The following is a 15,079-nucleotide window of genomic DNA, read 5'->3' as shown; positions in this document are numbered from 1 at the left end:
GCCCCGGCAGTGCTTTCGGGCGACGATTATGCGGTGAGGCACACGACTTGGCCTTCGAGGTGGTGGTAAGGTGCGCGCTTCTCTGATCCAGTTCCGGGTGGATCCGGATGAAACCGTGGAGAGCCGACGGGCCCGCGCGGCGGCGCTCGTACGTGCCGAGGAGGGCTCCGGGCTGGTGGTGCTGCCGGAGCTGTGGCACGTGGGCGCGTTCGCGTTCGACGACTTCGCGGCCGCGGCGGAGACCCTCGACGGGCCCACGGCGGCGGCGATGGCGGCGGCGGCCAGGGACGCGGGCGTGTGGCTGCACGCGGGGTCGATCGTGGAGCGGGACGCGGCGGGGACGCTGTTCAACACGAGCCTCCTCTACGCCCCCGACGGCGAGCGGGCGGGTACGTACCGCAAGATCCACCGCTTCGGCTTCGACCGCGGCGAGGCGGTCCTGATGGGCGCGGGCGACGAGGTCGTGACCGCGGACCTCCCCGGCACCGTCGTGGGCCTCGCCACCTGCTACGACCTGCGCTTCCCCGAGCTGTTCCGGGCCCTGACCGACAAGGGCGCGCAGACTCTCGTCATCCCGGCGGGCTGGCCGGCGCAGCGCCGCGCGCACTGGCGGCTGCTGGCGCAGGCGCGGGCGGTGGAGAACCAGGCGTACGTCCTGGCCTGCAGCACGGCGGGGACGACGGGCGGAGTGGCGCAGGCGGGGCACAGCATGATCGTGGACCCGTGGGGCGAGATCCTGGCCGAGGCGGGCGAAGGGGAGGAAGTCCTGCGGGCGGAGCTGGATCCGGCGCGGGTGGCGCGGACCCGGGAGGAGTTCCCCGCGCTGCGCGACCGGGTGCTGGGGCGGCCGTAGCGCCGGGGCTGCCGGGACTGACGTGCCTGGCGGGGAATGGGTGCGTCAGGGCTGTGGTTGGCTCTGCTTATGGCGAAACGTGCCCGGGTGCGGGCTCCCGAGCCGGCCGGCAGCGGCGGCTGGCTGAACACCGGCGGGGTGGAGCTGAGCCTCGCCGCGCTGCGCGGCCGCATCGTGATCCTGGACTTCTGGACCTTCTGCTGCATCAACTGCCTGCACGTCCTGGACGAGCTGCGCGAGCTGGAGGAGAAGCACCGGGACACGGTGGTCGTCGTCGGCGTGCACTCGCCGAAGTTCGTGCACGAGGCGGAGCACGCGGCGGTCGTGGACGCCGTCGAGCGCTACGGGGTGCACCACCCGGTGCTGGACGACCCGGAGCTGGCGACGTGGAAGCAGTACGCCGTACGGGCGTGGCCGACGCTGGTGGTGATCGACCCGGAGGGGTACGTCGTCGCACAGCACGCCGGGGAGGGACACGTACACGCCATCGAGCGGCTGGTCGCGGAGCTGGAGGGGGAGCACGCGGCGAAGGGCACGCTGCGGCGCGGGGACGGTCTGGGGGCACCCCCGGCGGTAGCTGGGGGAGTGCCGCCGGAGCCGGTGGCGACGCATCTGCGGTTCCCCGGGAAGGCGCTGCGGCTGCCGTCGGGCAACCTGCTCGTCTCGGACACGACGCGGCACCGGCTGGTGGAGCTGGAGCCGGACGGCGAGACGGTGGTGCGGGCGGTCGGGAGCGGGGAGCGGGGGTACGCGGACGGGGCCGCGCCGCGCTTCAACGAGCCGCAGGGGCTGGCGCTGCTGCCGTCCGGTGCGGTGGCGGTGGCGGACACCGTGAACCACACGGTCAGGGCCGTCGACCTCGGTACCGGCTCTGTGACGACGCTGGCGGGGACCGGGCGGCAGTGGTGGCAGGGCTCGCCGGCGTCGGGGCGGGGGCGCGAGGTCGACCTGTCGTCGCCGTGGGACGTGGCGTGGTTCGACGGCCGGCTGTGGATCGCGATGGCGGGGGTCCACCAACTGTGGACGTACGACCCGGAGACGGACACCGTGCGGCCGGCGGCCGGCACGACGAACGAGGGGCTGCTCGACGGGCCCGCGGAGGAGGCGTGGTTCGCGCAGCCGTCGGGACTGGCGGCGGCGGACGGGCGGCTGTGGATCGCGGACTCCGAGACGTCGGCGCTGCGCTGGCTGGAGCCGGGCGGCGGGCCGGGGCAGCGGGCCCGGGTGCACACGGCGGTCGGCACCGGGCTCTTCGACTTCGGCCACCGCGACGGGCCGGGCGGCGAGGCGCTGCTCCAGCACCCGCTGGGCGTCACGGCGCTGCCGGACGGCTCGGTGGCGGTCTCGGACACGTACAACCACGCCCTGCGCCGCTACGACCCGGCCACCGGCACCGTGACCACCCTGGCGACGGACCTGCGGGAGCCGTCGGACGCGGTGGTGGACGGCGAGGAGATCGTGGTCGTCGAATCCGCCCGGCACCGCCTGACCCGCCTCCGGCTCCCGGACGAGGCGGTCCGCGTGCCCCCGGTCGCCCACCGCACGCAGCGCGCGGCGACGGACGTGGCCCCGGGCACCCTGTCGCTGGACGTCGTCTTCCGCCCCCCGCCTGGCCAGAAACTCGACACCCGCTACGGCCCCGCCACCCGCCTCCTGGTGAGCGCCACCCCACCGTCGCTGCTGGCGGGCGGCGAGGGCCAGGGCACGGACCTGACCCGCGAGGTGATCCTGTCGGCGGACGGCCCGGGGGAGGGCGTCCTGCACGTCTCGGCGATGGCGGCAAGCTGCGACGACGACCCGTCGGTGGAGTACCCGGCGTGCCACGTACACCAACAGGACTGGGGCGTCCCGATCCGCCTCACGGACTCGGGAGTGCGGCGACTGCCGCTGATCCTGGCGGGGCTGGACGAGGGGGAGGAAAAGGAAGAGGAAGACGCTTAGTGGAGAAACGAGCCTGCATCGGTGCAGGCCAGATACGCTAGGCCGTATGAGTGAGTCCGACGAGCTTCGTCGCCGTGTGGAGACCCTGGAGGCCCGCGTGGACGCTGTCCACGACCAGATGTCGCAGACCCACGCGATGGTCGCCATAAACGACCGGGACGTGGCGGATCTGAAGCTCGAAATGCGGGCGCACCGGCAGACGATGCAGGCTTTGCGCGAGACGCAGTTGGAGCACGTCCGAGAGATGCGCGAAGGCTTTGCGGAGATGCGCACCGGCTTCGCCACTCTCGCCGCCGGCCTCCAGGTCCTCGCCGACCGCCTGCCCGAGGAGCCCGCCGCCTAGTCCGCCGGGATGCCGAACCATCGCAGGTGGACGGGCCGCGCTCCCGGGGCGGCGTCCTCGGGGGTGTGGCGGTATTTGGCCAGGAGTTGCAGGTAGTCGTCGTGGAAGGCGTCCAACTGCTCCTTCGTCAGATGACTCAGCCCGCGTGACCCCCGCAGCCAGCCCTCCTCCGGCTCCTCGCCCTCTCCCCCCTGCCCCGCCGCGAACCGCCGGGCCAGCTCCAGGTCCTCCGCCCCGCGGAGTCGGTCCAGTTCCGCGATGACCGCCCGCTCCCCCGCCGTCACGTCGTCCATCGGCGGGCGCCGGATGTCCAGCCCCGGCACGCCGCGCCACCAGCGCTCGCGGCCCGCCGACCGCTCCGGGATGTCCTCGATGAGGCCGCCGCGCTCCAGCATGCGCAGGTGGTAGCTGAGCGTCCCGGTGTTCTCGTCCAGCGCCCCCGCCAGCGTCGTCGACGTCGCCGGGCCGTGCACCGAGAGGTGGCGCAGGATACGCAGCCGCAGCGGGTGCGCGAGCGCCTTGAGCGCATCCGGGCTGCTGACCTTGCGCCGCTCGTCCGTCATGGGCCGCAGTTTATCCACAGGTTCCTCTGCAGAGCTTTCTTTGCAGAGAAATCTCTGTAATGCTGCCGCCATGACGAAGAACTGGAACCGCCGGTCGTACGGAACGGGCGCCGCCCGCCTCGCGGCCACCGCGCTCACCGCCCTGCTCGCCGCCCTCGCCACCGGCGCCGCCCCCGCCTCCGCCGCCCCCGCCGCCGCGGAAGCCGGGCCGCCCGGGGCCGAGTTCGACTTCGGCGCCTGCCCGGCGGCGGACGAGCTGCCCGCCGGCGCCGATCCCGGGACCTGGCGTTGCGAGGTGATGCACGCGACGGGGCGGCTGCGGGTCGGCGGCGTGGACGAGCCCATCAGCCGGCCGATGACGCTGACGTTCGCGGAGGGCCGGGTCGACGGCGCGTATGCGCAGGTTTTCGGCGGGATGACCGCCGAGCCGATCCGGGTCGGGGGGACGCCGCTGACGCTCACGCCACGGTACGGGGGCTACAGCGACTTCGAAGCCGACGAGGTACGCCGCGGCGAGCTGGACCTGACCCTCGCGGTCGGCGGACCGGCGCTCCCGAAGGGCTGCTCCATAGGCGCGGCGGCCACGGAGCCGATCCATCTCGTACTGAAGGACACCCGCCCCACGGAGGTGATATCCAAGGACCCGCTGATGGTCTCCTTCGCCGCCGCGGACACGGAGTTCAGCGTGCCGCGCACCGAGGGCTGCGGACGGCTGGGCGGCCGGATCCTGGACCGGGTGCTGGACCTGCCGGCCCCGGCGGGGGAGAACTCGCTCGGACTCGACGCCACGGTGGCCATCAAGCCGTACGCGTAACACCCTGCGTCACTCCGTCAGGAACGCCGCCAGCGCGCCGGCCAGCAGGTGCGGGTCCTCCGCGCCGCACAGCTCCCGCGCCGAGTGCATCGAGAGGATGGCCACCCCGATGTCCACGGTCGTGATCCCGTGGCGGGCCGCCGTGATGGGGCCGATGGTCGTGCCGCAGGGCATCGCGTTGTTGGAGACGAACGTCTGCCACGGCACCCCGGCCCGTTCGCAGGCGGTGGCGAGGATCCCGCGGCCGGCGCCGTCCGTGGCGTAGCGCTGGTTGACGTTGACCTTGAGGATCGGGCCGCCGTTCGGCATCGGGTGGTGGCCCGGCTCGTGGCGCTCGGGGTAGTTGGGGTGCACGGCGTGGCCCGTGTCGGAGGAGAGGCAGACGGAGCCGGCGAGGGCGCGGGCGGTGTCGTCGTACGAGCCGCCGCGGGCGGCGACGGTGCGGCGCAGGACGGTGCCGAGGAGGGGGCCCTCCGCGCCGGTGTCGGACTGGCTGCCGGTCTCCTCGTGGTCGAAGGCGGCCAGCACGGGGATCGTCGTCGGCGGGGTGCCGGCCGTCGCCGCGGCGGCGAGGGCGGTGACGCCGGCGTGTACGGAGAGGAGGTTGTCCATGCGCGGGCCCGCGAGCAGTTCGCGGTCGCGGCCGAGGTAGGCCGGCGGTTCGACGCTGTGGACCATCAGGTCCCAGCCGATGACGTCGCCCGGCGCCACCCCGGCCTCCGCGGCCAGGAACTCGATGAGGTCGCCCTCGTGTACGGGGCCCAGGCCCCAGATCGGCGTCGAGTGGCGCTGCTTGTCGAGCTTGAGGCCCTCGGTGACCACGCCCCGGTCGAGGTGGATGGCGAGCTGCGGTACGCGCAGCAGCGGCCGGTCGACGTTGACCAGCCGCACCTGGGCACCGCCCGGCACCTGGGCACCGCCCGGCCCGCGGCCTGCGCCGCCCCCGCCGCCCGCGCCCGCGTGCGTCGCGCCCGGGCGCAGCGTCAGCCGGCCCGCGAGACCCAGGTCCCGGTCCAGCCAACTGTTGAGCAGCGGCCCGCCGTAGACCTCCACCGCGATCTGCCGCCACCCGTGCCCGCCGGTGTCCGGCACCGGCTTGACCCGCAGGTTGGGCGAGTCCGTGTGGGCGCCGACGATGTGGAACGGCGTCTCGGGGGCGCTGCCCTCCGGCACGTACCAGGCGATGAGCGCGCCGCCGCGCAGCACGTAGCGGCCGCCGGCCGTCGCGTCCCAGGCGTCGGTCTCCCGGAGCTGGGTGAACCCGGCCTTTTCCAGCCGCCGGGCGGCCTCGGCCACGGCGTGGTACGGCGTGGGGGAGGCGGTGAGGTAACCGGCGAGGTCGTCGGTGTGGCTGCGGTCGAACCGGGGCGGGGGAGCAGACGTCATGGGCAAAGCCTAAGACGTGGGTGAGAAGCGGAATCGAGCCATTGCCTTTGCCGAATCGTTGTCCTACGTTCTTCCGGGTGCGCGTCGCCTGTTGCCAATGAGGCACCGGCCGTCCGCGCGGGGGGAGTGACGGGCAGGGCACGGTGTGAGGAAGGGTGGCAGAGGCGCCATGGGAGTCGTGAACACGGGCATCAAGCGCAGAGCGAGGCTGCTGGGCGAGGCGCTCCGGCCGCCGCGGCAGTTGACCGGTCCGGACGCGGAGGCGGTCCCGGCGGCCCCTGCGGCCCAGGTGGCGCCCGAGGCCGCGACGCCGCAGAAGACGCCGGAGAAGGCCAAGCCGAAGGGCCCGCGCCCGCCGAAGAAGACGGTCGCGATGGACTACGGGGTGGACGCGATGCCCCGGCAGGTCGAGGCGCCGGTCTTCGTCCTCGCCCCGGTGCGCTCCGGCTCCACCCTGCTGCGCATGCTGCTCAACAGCCACTCCCGGATACGCGCCCCGCACGAACTGCACCTGCGCACCCTCGGCGTGGAGCTGACCCCCGGCTTCTCCGACCAGTCCATGCTCGAACTGGGCCTGGACAAGGTGGAGCTGGAGCACGTGCTCTGGGACCGCGTGCTCCACCTGGAGCTGGAGCGCAGCGGCAAGGACATCGTCGTCGACAAGACCCCGGGCAACGTGTGGGCCTGGGAGCGGCTGACGCACGCCTGGCCGAAGGCGAAGTTCCTGTTCCTGCTGCGCCACCCCGAGGGCGTCGTCAGCTCGCTGGACAACCGCAAGTCCAATACCTCCACCCGCGCCCAGAACGAGGCGAACGCGCTGAAGTACTTCGAGCCGCTGGAGCGGGCCCGCACCGCGCTCGACGGCCACACCCTCACGTACGAGGACCTCACCTCCGACCCCGAGCGGGTCATGCGCGGCGTGTGCGCGTATCTGGAGGTGGAGTTCGAGGAGTCGATGCTGGCGTACGGCGAGCAGGACCACGGCCGGCTCCGGCCCAACCTCGGCGACCGCAGCGACAACATCAAGTCCGGCCGGATCCAGGCCGCCCGCTCCTTCGAGGAGGGGGCCGCCGAACTGTCGCCGAAGATGGCGGAGTACGCCGCCGCCTGGGGCTACCGGGACTGACCCCGCCCCTCCGAGCCCTCCGGGGGGTCCGGATCCGGCGCCTTCGTCGTCGTCAAGAGGCGCCGTATCCGGACCCGGGTCCGCCCGTTCCGTGCCTCAGAACGCGGCCTCGTCCAGCTCCATCAGCGACTGGTCGATGCTCTCCGCCAGCGACCGCTGTACGCCGACGCCCGGCAGCACGTTCCGGGCGAAGAACGTCGCGGCCGCGATCTTCCCCTGGTAGAACGGCACGTCCTTCGCCGCCGCCGTCGGCAGCTTCTCCGCGGCCACCGCGGCGCCCTTGAGCAGCAGGTAGCCGATCACGACGTCGCCGGAGGCCAGCAGCAGGCGGGTGGTGTTGAGCCCCACCTTGTAGATGGACTTCACGTCCTTCTCGGTGGCCGCGAGGTCGGTCAGCATCACCCCGACGATGGCCTCCAGGTCCACCGCGGCCCTGGCCAGCTCGTCCCGCGCGGCGGCCAGTTGCTCCCCGCCGACCGCCTCGGCGAGGAACTTCTTGATCTCCTCGGCGAGCGAGGTGAGCGCCTGCCCCTGGTTGCGGACGATCTTCCGGAAGAAGTAGTCCTGCCCCTGGATGGCGGTGGTGCCCTCGTAGAGCGTGTCGATCTTCGCGTCCCGGATGTACTGCTCGATCGGGTACTCCTGCAGATAGCCCGAGCCGCCGAAGGTCTGCAGCGACTGGGCGAGCTGCTCGTACGACTTCTCCGACCCGTACCCCTTGACGATGGGCAGCAGCAGGTCGTTCAGCTCGTGCTGCGCCGAGGTGTCCTCGCCGGCGGCCTCCCGGACCTGGATGGTGTCCTGCACGGAGGCGGTGTAGAGGACGAGGGCGCGCATGCCCTCGGCGTACGCCTTCTGTGCCATCAGCGAGCGGCGCACGTCCGGGTGGTGCGTGATGGTCACGCGGGGCGCGGTCTTGTCGGTGAACTGCGCCAGGTCCGGGCCCTGGACGCGCTCCTTCGCGTACTCCAGCGCGTTGAGGTAGCCGGTGGAGAGGGTGGCGATGGCCTTCGTGCCGACCATCATCCGGGCAAACTCGATGATCTTGAACATCTGGCGGATGCCGTCGTGCTTGCCGCCGAGCAGCCAGCCCTTCGCCGGGTGCCGGTCACCGAAGGTCAGCTCGCAGGTGTTGGAGACCTTCAGGCCCATCTTGTGCTCGACGTTGGTGGCGTAGACGCCGTTGCGCTCGCCCAGCTCGCCGGTCTCCCAGTCGAAGTCGTACTTGGGCACGACGAACAGGCTCAGCCCCTTCGTGCCGGGTCCGGCACCCTCCGGGCGGGCCAGCACGAAGTGCACGATGTTCTCCGACATGTCGTGCTCGCCGGAGGTGATGAAGCGCTTGACGCCCTCGATGTGCCAGGTGCCGTCGGGCTGCTCCAGTGCCTTCGCGCGCCCGGCCCCCACGTCGGAGCCGGCGTCCGGCTCGGTCAGCACCATCGTCGAGCCCCAGCGCCGCTCGACCATCAGCCGCGCGGCCTTCCGCTGCTCCTCGGTGCCCTCGTCGTAGAGCACGCCGGCGAAGGCGGGACCCGAGGCGTACATCCACACGGCCGGGTTCGCGCCGAGCACCATCTCGGCGTACGCCCAGATCAGCGACGAGGGTGTCGCCGTGCCGCCGATCTCCTCGGGCAGGCCCAGGCGCCACCACTCGGCGTCCATGTAGGTCTCGTACGACTTCCGGAAGGCCGCCGGGACGGGGGCGGTGCCGGTCTCCGGGTCGAAGACGGGCGGGTTGCGGTCGCCGTCGGCGAAGGACTCGGCCAGGTCGTTCTCGGCCAGCCGGGCGATCTCCGTGAGCACGCTCCGCGCGGTCTCGGTGTCCATGTCCTCGAAGGGGCCCGTGCCGTAGACGTCGCCGCGGCCCAGCACCTCGAAGAGGTTGAACTCGATGTCCCGGAGGTTCGACTTGTAGTGGCCCATGCGCAGGCTCCGTATCAGGCATAAGGGATCAGCGACCTCCCATGATGCTACCCGTCAGTAATAAAACGCAACCCTCGTCTTGTCACATCCCTCCGGCTGGCGGAGTCCCCACCCGTTTGCCCGCGGCGCGGCTAGGCTTGAATGCATGTACGGCTACGACCAGTCCGCCGGTTACGGCGCTCCGCCGGGCCACCCCCAGGCACCCCCGCCGGGCCACCCGCAGGGGCACCAGTACGCCGCGCCCCCCGGGCCGTACGACCAGCCCGCCCCCGGCTACGCCGAGCAGCCCCTCTACCCCGAGCCGTCCCAGCCCGCCCCGCCGTCGCTCGCGGACGCGGTCAAGGCGTTCACCGGCGGGGCCATCGGCTCCGAGGACTTCCAGCAGATCTTCGCCACCTCCAAGATCTACTGCCCCCGCGGCGACAACCCCGGCTTCCTCGCCCTGCACAACACCCAGCAGCCGGTGATCCCGCTCTTCAGCTCGCTGAAGGAGCTGCGGCGCTACGCGGGCCGGGAGTCGAAGTACTTCACGGTCACCGGCGCGGAGGTCATCGACCTGCTGCCCACGGGGTACGGCTTCGTGCTCGACATCGAGGGCGACCACCGGATGGTCGTGGACGCGAAGGCGGTCGAGGAGATGGTCGACTTCGCGATGCGCCGGATGTACGGCTGAACGGGGAATGAGAAGGCTCCCGGAGGTCGTTTAACCCTCAACCACCTGAGGGCGGACCAACCGAGGAGACCCCATGCCTGCAGTCACGACCGACAACCCGCTGCTCCTCCCCCGGGTCTCCCCGCCCCCGCCCACCGCCGAGGCCCGCGCGGTACACACCGTCAGCACCGCGCCGCAGGGCTACGAGGGCGAGGGCTTCCCGGTCCGCCGCGCGTTCGCCGGCATCGACTACGCCCGTCTCGATCCGTTCATCATGTTGGATCACATGGGTGAGGTCGACTACGGGGCGGGAGAGCCGAAGGGGACCCCCTGGCACCCGCACCGCGGCTTCGAGACCGTGACGTACATCATCGACGGCACGCTCGTGCACCGGGACTCCCACGGCGGCGGCGGAGTCATCACGGACGGCGACACCCAGTGGATGACCGCCGGCAGCGGGCTCCTGCACATCGAGACCCCGCCGGAGGAGCTGGTCGTCAGCGGCGGCCTCTTCCACGGGCTGCAACTGTGGGTGAACCTGCCGCGCGCGGACAAGATGATCCCGCCGAAGTACCAGGACCTCCGCGGCCGGAACGTCAAGCTCCTCGCCTCCGAGGACGGCGGCGCGCTGCTCCGCCTGATCGCCGGCGACCTCGCGGGCCACGCGGGCCCGGGCGCGACGCACACCCCCATCACCCTGATCCACGCCACCGTCAGCCCCGGCGCATCGGTGACCCTCCCCTGGCGCGCGGACTTCAACGCCCTCGCCTACGCCCTCGCCGGCAGCGGCACCGCGGGCCCGGAGTCCCGCCCCTTCGCCAGGGGCCAGGCGGTGCTCTTCGGCCACGGCGAGTCCCTGACGATCCGCGCGGACGCCACGCAGGACTCCCGGAGCGAGACCTTCGAGGTCGTCCTGCTGGGCGGGCTGCCGATCAGGGAGCCGATGAAGCAGTACGGCCCGTTCGTGATGAACACCCACGTCGAACTGGCCCAAGCCTTCGAAGACTTCAGATCCGGCCGCCTCGGCACGATCCCCGCGGACGCGTAACGGCCGCCCCTTGCCGGAGCCCGCCGGGCATCGGGAGGATGCGCGCGGGTGGATGCAGAGGCTGCTGGACGCCATGGGCGCCGATCCCCGCGGGCGCGGGATGGACCGGACGCGGGCCGAAGGGGAGCTGCGTACGAAGCTCCCCTCGGACTACCAGGCCCTGTGCGACGCCCCGCCCCGGTTCGAGAACCCCGGTCGGTCAGTCCTCCTCGTGGAACTCGCACCAGATCTCCTTGCCGTCGCCCCTGGGCTCCGTGCCCCACTCGCCCGACAGCTCCTGGAGCAGGAAGAGACCGCGGCCCGAGGAGGACATCTCGCCCGGGTGGCGGAGGTGGGGGAGGCCGGTGTCGGCGTCGGAGACGGTGACGCGGAGGGTGCGGTTGCCGCGGGGGCCGTCGACGTCGGCGCTGATGTCGGCGTCGCTGTCGGTGTGCAGCAGGACGTTGGCGATGAGTTCGGAGAGGACCAGTTCCGCGGAGTCGACCTGCGCGGGGGCGGACCAGTCGAAGAGCATCGCGCGCAGTTCGTGGCGGGCGTCCGCGGTGCGCTGCTGCTCCGCCTGGGGGACGGTGAGGTGCATGTGGCGGCCGGTGGGCGCGGCGCCCGGTTCGCCTTCGGCCGGCGGCAGGTCGCGGCGGAGGAGGACGAGCGCGATGTCGTCCTCCCGGCGCTCCGCGTGCGGGCCGGGGGTGGCGTGGGAGCCGGGGCCGCTGACGGCGTCGATGAGCGCGTCCGCCAGCGTCTCCAGATCGTCCCCGACGTGCCCGGCGAAGGCCCGGCGCAGCCGGTCGCGGCCGGTCTCCAGGTCGTGGCCGCCGGTCTCGATGAGCCCGTCGCTGCACAGCATCATCAGCTCGCCCGGCTCCATGACCAGCCGGGTGACGGGGTAGTCCGGGTCCTCGACGACGCCCAGGGGCAGGCCGCCCTCGGTGGGGCGGACGAGGAGGGTGCCGTCGCCGATACCCATGGCCGGGTCGAGGTGGCCGGCGCGGGCGATGTGGAGGGTGCCGGTGGCCGGGTCGGCCTTGATGTAGAGGCAGGTGGCGAAGCGGGGGTCGGCGTCGTCGGGCGGGGAGTCGCCTTCGAGGCCCTCCCGCTGGTTGAGCTGGGTGAGGAAGTGCGAGGCGCGGGTGAGTACGGCGTCGGGGTGGTGGCCCTCCGAGGCGTACGCGCGGATGGCGATGCGCAACTGGCTCATCAGCCCGGCGGCGCGCACGTCGTGGCCCTGCACGTCGCCGATGACCACGGCCGTCTTGCCGGACGGCAGGGTGATCACGTCGTACCAGTCGCCGCCGATCTCCAGACCGCCGCCGGTCGGCACGTAGCGCGCGGCGACGGTCATGCCCGGCGTCGGCGGCACCTCCTCCGGCATCAGGCTGCGCTGCAGCCCGGCGGACAGCTCGCGTTCGGATTCGTGCACGTGCGCCCGTGAGAGTGCCTGCGCGAGCATGCGGGCGACGGTGGTGAGCACCGAGCGCTCGTCGGGCGTGAAGGGCGCGGGGTGGGAGAAGGCCGCCAGCCACACGCCGATGACGCGGCCGGCCACGATCAGCGGTACGTACGCCCACGAGCGCCGGCCCAGCCGGCCGGCGAGCCGCCACGCCTCGGGGAAGCGGCGGCGGTACTCCTCGCGGCCGGCGATGTAGATGGCGCGGCCGGTGCGGACGGCGACGGAGCCGGGGTAGTCGGAGTCGAGGGGGATGTCGTGGAAGGGTTCCTCGTCCTCGGGGCGGTAGCCGTGCTGGCCGATGACCTTGAGGTGGTTGCCCTCGACACCGAAGACGGCCATGCCGTCGGGCGAGAAGCCGGGCATCGACAGGGACGCGGCGACGCGCAGCACCTGGTCGGTGCCGCGGGACTCGGCCAGCGCCCGCCCCGCGTCGAGCAGGAACGCCTCGCGGGAGAGCCGCCAGTCGCTGGTCAGCGGCGACGGCGGGGAGGTGCCGGCGCTGGCGCCGGGCTGGGGATACCGCTCAGGTGCGGAGCGCTCCGGGGGAGGCTCGACGACCTCCTGCACGATGCCGGACATGACCACGTCGCCGGAGTCGGCCGCCGCGGCGGGGCCGGTGGGGGCGGGTCCGGTGGCGGTGCCGCTCCCCGGAGCCGGGGCCGTGCCGCCGCCCGTACCCGCGTCAGGACCGGCGCCCGGCGCCCGGTCCGTACCGTGTCCCCCCTCCGCCGGCTCGCCGTCGCGGAACGGCCGCATCCTGGTCCGTACGACCCGCAGCACCGTCCCCCGCTCGTCCACGATCCGCAGCCGCGCCTCCGCCACGGTGCCTTCCGTGCGGGCCAGGTCCATCGCCCCGGCCAGCTCGACGTAGTCCACCCCGTGGCAGCGGCCCCGGAGGTCGGCCGCCGTCGTCTCCGTCGGCCGCTCGGGCAGCCCGACGAGCCGGGCGGCCTCGGCGTCCATGGTCACGGTGCCGGAGGCGGCGTCCCAGCTCCACACCCCGGTGCCGACGGCAGCCAGGACCTCCTCGGTGCGCATTGCCCTATTTTAAGGTGATTGACCGCGTGCGGCCGGGGAAGACGGGGACGGTAGTCTTGGCGGGCTGAACACTCTCCTGGCCGAACGGGCGCCCTCCCGGCCCCCGGCGCCACCCGGCCGCGGGCGACGGCAAGCCGAAGACGACGAGTCCGACGAACTGGATGGATGATGCACCGGTACCGGTCCCACACCTGTGGTGAGCTGCGCGCGAGCGACGTCGGCAGCGACGTCCGGCTGTCCGGCTGGCTGCACAATAGGCGCGACCTGGGCGGCATCCTCTTCATCGATCTGCGCGACCACTACGGCATCGTCCAGCTCGTCGCCCGCCCCGGCACCCCCGCGAACGAGGCGCTGGCGCACCTCACCAAGGAGACCGTCGTACGGATCGACGGCAAGGTCGTCTCCCGCGGCGCCGACAACGTCAACCCCGAGCTGCCCACCGGCGAGATCGAGATCGAGGTCGGCGACGTGGAGGTGCTCGGCGCCGCCGGGCAGATCCCGTTCACGATCAACGCCGAGGACGGCGTCGGCGAGGAGCGCCGGCTCGAATACCGCTTCCTCGACCTGCGCCGCGAGCGCATGCACCGCAACATCATGCTGCGTACCGCCGTCGTCACGGCCATCCGGCAGAAGATGACGGCCCTCGGCTTCAACGAGCTGACGACCCCGATCCTCTCGGCCACCTCCCCCGAGGGCGCCCGCGACTTCCTGGTCCCCTCCCGGCTGCACCCCGGCACGTTCTACGCGCTGCCGCAGGCCCCGCAGCAGTTCAAGCAACTGCTGATGATGGCCGGGTTCGACCGCTACTTCCAGATCGCGCCCTGCTTCCGCGACGAGGACGCCCGCGCCGACCGCTCGCCCGGCGAGTTCTACCAGCTCGACATGGAGATGAGCTTCGTCGAGCAGGAGGACGTCTTCGCCGTCATCGAGAAGGTGATGACGGAGCTGTTCGAGGAGTTCGGCGACGGCCGGCACGTCACCTCGCCGTTCCCGCGGGTCCCGTACCGCGAGGCGATGGTCAAGTACGGCTCGGACAAGCCGGATCTGCGGGCGGAGCTGGAGCTGTCGGACGTCACGGACGTCTTCGCGGGCAGCGAGTTCAAGGCGTTCGCCGGCAAGCACGTACGGGCCCTGCCGGTGCCGGCCGTGCAGGACCAGCCGCGCAAGTTCTTCGACGCGCTCGGCGACTTCGCCGTCGAGCAGGGCGCGAAGGGCCTGGCGTGGGTGCGAGTCGGCGAGGGCGGGGCGCTGTCCGGGCCGATCGCGAAGTTCCTCACCGAGGAGAACGTGCGGGTGCTCACCGAGCGCCTGGGCCTGGAGGCCGGGCACGCGGTGTTCTTCGGCGCGGGCGGGACCGACGAGGTCTCCAAGATCATGGGCGCGGTGCGCGTGGAGGCCGCGAAGCGCGCCGGGCGGTTCGCCGAGGGCGTCTTCCGGTTCTGCTGGATCGTCGACTTCCCGATGTTCGACAAGGACGAGGACACGGGCGCCATCGAGTTCTCGCACAACCCGTTCTCGATGCCGCAGGGCGGCATCGAGGCGCTGGAGACCAAGGACCCGCTGGACGTCCTCGCGTATCAGTACGACATCGTCTGCAACGGCGTCGAGCTGTCCTCCGGCGCGATCCGGAACCACGAGCCGGAGGTCATGTTCAAGGCATTCGGCATCGCGGGGTACAGCAAGGACGAGGTGGAGCGCGAGTTCGGCGGCATGCTGCGCGCGTTCCGCTTCGGCGCCCCGCCGCACGGCGGGATCGCGCCCGGCATCGACCGCATCGTGATGCTGCTGGCCGACGAGCCGAACATCCGCGAGACGATCGCCTTCCCCCTCAACGGCAACGCCCAGGACCTGCTGATGGGCGCGCCCAGCGAGGTCGACGAGGCCCGGCTGCGCGAGCTGCACATCGCGCTGCGGAAGCCGCAGCCCAAGTAGCGGACCAGCT

The 15,079-nt window shown here is 72.4% G+C and carries 12 protein-coding genes; 8 read left to right on the top strand and 4 right to left on the bottom strand.

All coding sequences use genetic code 11. The features are described from left to right. Positions 1–70 precede the first annotated feature (70 nt). The 3 genes from CXR04_RS17765 to CXR04_RS17755 all read left to right on the top strand — a co-directional run bounded on the left by CXR04_RS17765 (position 71) and on the right by CXR04_RS17755 (position 3,137). Positions 71–853 (top strand): carbon-nitrogen family hydrolase, encoded by a 783-nt coding sequence (locus CXR04_RS17765; RefSeq protein ID WP_199850479.1) that lies wholly within the window; start codon positions 71–73, stop codon positions 851–853. 69 nt (positions 854–922) lie between these two features. Beyond that, positions 923–2,794 carry an NHL domain-containing thioredoxin family protein gene (locus tag CXR04_RS17760; RefSeq protein ID WP_101423375.1) on the top strand — a complete coding sequence of 624 codons (1,872 nt, stop codon included), beginning with the start codon at positions 923–925 and terminating at the stop codon, positions 2,792–2,794. 46 nt (positions 2,795–2,840) lie between these two features. Then, entirely contained in the window at positions 2,841–3,137 is a 297-nt protein-coding gene (locus tag CXR04_RS17755; protein WP_101423374.1) for a hypothetical protein, read from the top strand. Here the strand turns inward: CXR04_RS17755 and CXR04_RS17750 are convergent. After that, entirely contained in the window at positions 3,134–3,700 is a 567-nt protein-coding gene (locus CXR04_RS17750; protein ID WP_101423373.1) for an ArsR/SmtB family transcription factor, read from the bottom strand. The genes CXR04_RS17755 and CXR04_RS17750 overlap by 4 nt on opposite strands. A gap of 70 nt (positions 3,701–3,770) precedes the next feature. Between CXR04_RS17750 and CXR04_RS17745 the strand changes: the two genes are divergently transcribed. Beyond that, positions 3,771–4,514 (top strand): hypothetical protein, encoded by a 744-nt coding sequence (locus tag CXR04_RS17745; protein ID WP_101423372.1) that lies wholly within the window; start codon positions 3,771–3,773, stop codon positions 4,512–4,514. A 9-nt stretch (positions 4,515–4,523) separates the two neighbouring features. On the opposite strand, the gene CXR04_RS17740 is transcribed toward CXR04_RS17745, so the two are convergent. Next, positions 4,524–5,900 (bottom strand): M18 family aminopeptidase, encoded by a 1,377-nt coding sequence (locus CXR04_RS17740; protein WP_101423371.1) that lies wholly within the window; start codon positions 5,898–5,900, stop codon positions 4,524–4,526. Between the two features lie 169 nt (positions 5,901–6,069). Here CXR04_RS17740 and CXR04_RS17735 point away from each other — a divergent pair, with 169 nt between their 5' ends. Continuing rightward, complete coding sequence (locus CXR04_RS17735) at positions 6,070–7,026, top strand: sulfotransferase family protein (protein ID WP_101423370.1); 957 nt, start codon at positions 6,070–6,072, stop codon at positions 7,024–7,026. A 96-nt stretch (positions 7,027–7,122) separates the two neighbouring features. Here the strand turns inward: CXR04_RS17735 and CXR04_RS17730 are convergent, their stop codons facing one another. Beyond that, a complete protein-coding gene (locus CXR04_RS17730; protein ID WP_101423369.1) occupies positions 7,123–8,949 on the bottom strand; it encodes an acyl-CoA dehydrogenase in 1,827 nt (608 codons plus the stop codon). Between the two features lie 145 nt (positions 8,950–9,094). On the opposite strand from CXR04_RS17730, the gene CXR04_RS17725 reads away from it, so the two are divergent. Then, complete coding sequence (locus CXR04_RS17725; protein WP_101423368.1) at positions 9,095–9,622, top strand: SseB family protein; 528 nt, start codon at positions 9,095–9,097, stop codon at positions 9,620–9,622. A 73-nt stretch (positions 9,623–9,695) separates the two neighbouring features. Beyond that, on the top strand, positions 9,696–10,649 hold the full coding sequence (locus CXR04_RS17720; RefSeq protein WP_101423367.1) for a pirin family protein: 954 nt from the start codon (positions 9,696–9,698) through the stop codon (positions 10,647–10,649). Positions 10,650–10,848: 199 nt separating this feature from the next. Here the strand turns inward: CXR04_RS17720 and CXR04_RS17715 are convergent, their stop codons facing one another. Then, positions 10,849–13,137 (bottom strand): ATP-binding SpoIIE family protein phosphatase, encoded by a 2,289-nt coding sequence (locus CXR04_RS17715; RefSeq protein ID WP_101423366.1) that lies wholly within the window; start codon positions 13,135–13,137, stop codon positions 10,849–10,851. 168 nt (positions 13,138–13,305) lie between these two features. On the opposite strand from CXR04_RS17715, the gene aspS reads away from it, so the two are divergent. Then, positions 13,306–15,069, top strand: coding sequence for an aspartate--tRNA ligase (gene aspS / locus CXR04_RS17710; RefSeq protein ID WP_101426446.1), 1,764 nt, complete (start codon positions 13,306–13,308; stop codon positions 15,067–15,069). Positions 15,070–15,079: the final 10 nt, after the last annotated feature.

Origin of the sequence: Streptomyces sp. CMB-StM0423, assembly GCF_002847285.1 — a bacterium.
GTDB lineage: Bacteria > Actinomycetota > Actinomycetes > Streptomycetales > Streptomycetaceae > Streptomyces.
Note: the sequence above shows the minus strand (reverse complement) of the source record. Positions and strands in the feature narration are given on the sequence as shown.

Excerpts from the sequence above, each read along its gene's own strand:
- CXR04_RS17760 (WP_101423375.1), top strand. The coding sequence starts at position 923 with ATGGCGAAACGTGCCCGGGTGCGGGCTCCCGAGCCGGCCGGCAGCGGC.
- CXR04_RS17755 (WP_101423374.1), top strand. The coding sequence starts at position 2,841 with ATGAGTGAGTCCGACGAGCTTCGTCGCCGTGTGGAGACCCTGGAGGCC.
- CXR04_RS17750 (WP_101423373.1), bottom strand. The coding sequence starts at position 3,700 with ATGACGGACGAGCGGCGCAAGGTCAGCAGCCCGGATGCGCTCAAGGCG.
- CXR04_RS17745 (WP_101423372.1), top strand. The coding sequence starts at position 3,771 with ATGACGAAGAACTGGAACCGCCGGTCGTACGGAACGGGCGCCGCCCGC.
- CXR04_RS17740 (WP_101423371.1), bottom strand. The coding sequence starts at position 5,900 with ATGACGTCTGCTCCCCCGCCCCGGTTCGACCGCAGCCACACCGACGAC.
- CXR04_RS17735 (WP_101423370.1), top strand. The coding sequence starts at position 6,070 with ATGGGAGTCGTGAACACGGGCATCAAGCGCAGAGCGAGGCTGCTGGGC.
- CXR04_RS17730 (WP_101423369.1), bottom strand. The coding sequence starts at position 8,949 with ATGGGCCACTACAAGTCGAACCTCCGGGACATCGAGTTCAACCTCTTC.
- CXR04_RS17725 (WP_101423368.1), top strand. The coding sequence starts at position 9,095 with ATGTACGGCTACGACCAGTCCGCCGGTTACGGCGCTCCGCCGGGCCAC.
- CXR04_RS17720 (WP_101423367.1), top strand. The coding sequence starts at position 9,696 with ATGCCTGCAGTCACGACCGACAACCCGCTGCTCCTCCCCCGGGTCTCC.
- CXR04_RS17715 (WP_101423366.1), bottom strand. The coding sequence starts at position 13,137 with ATGCGCACCGAGGAGGTCCTGGCTGCCGTCGGCACCGGGGTGTGGAGC.
- aspS (WP_101426446.1), top strand. The coding sequence starts at position 13,306 with ATGCACCGGTACCGGTCCCACACCTGTGGTGAGCTGCGCGCGAGCGAC.